General features: G+C 54.7%; 1 rRNA gene. It reads left to right on the top strand.

Features of this window, described 5'->3' with window-relative positions:
- Positions 1-234 precede the first annotated feature (234 nt).
- Positions 235-351, top strand: a 5S ribosomal RNA gene (rrf, locus tag AC1DD5_RS25820).
- The last annotated feature ends 13 nt before the right edge of the window (positions 352-364 follow it).

Here is a 364-nt window from a genome sequence, read left to right as displayed (position 1 = left end):
GACTCGTGAAGCTGACCGGTACTAATAGGCCAACAACTTACACCACACACAACACTGCACGCGTCCACTATGTGGTTCCCGAACAACAAAACCCGTTGTCAGGAACAAAAACCACAACTAAACACAACAACACCACAGGACCCTCAACATCGAGGGAACACACATGTTGTAACCACAAAAGCTTCCCACCCAAAAACCGGCACCAAACCGGCACGGGGGAACGGGTAACAAGGTTACGGCGGTCATAGCGTGGGGGAAACGCCCGGTCCCATTCCGAACCCGGAAGCTAAGACCCACAGCGCCGATGGTACTGCACCCGGGAGGGTGTGGGAGAGTAGGACACCGCCGGACAATCATTAACAGG

It is taken from the genome of Paenarthrobacter sp. 10L420 (assembly GCF_056395385.1).
This window is presented reverse-complemented; position numbering and strand designations above follow the sequence as displayed.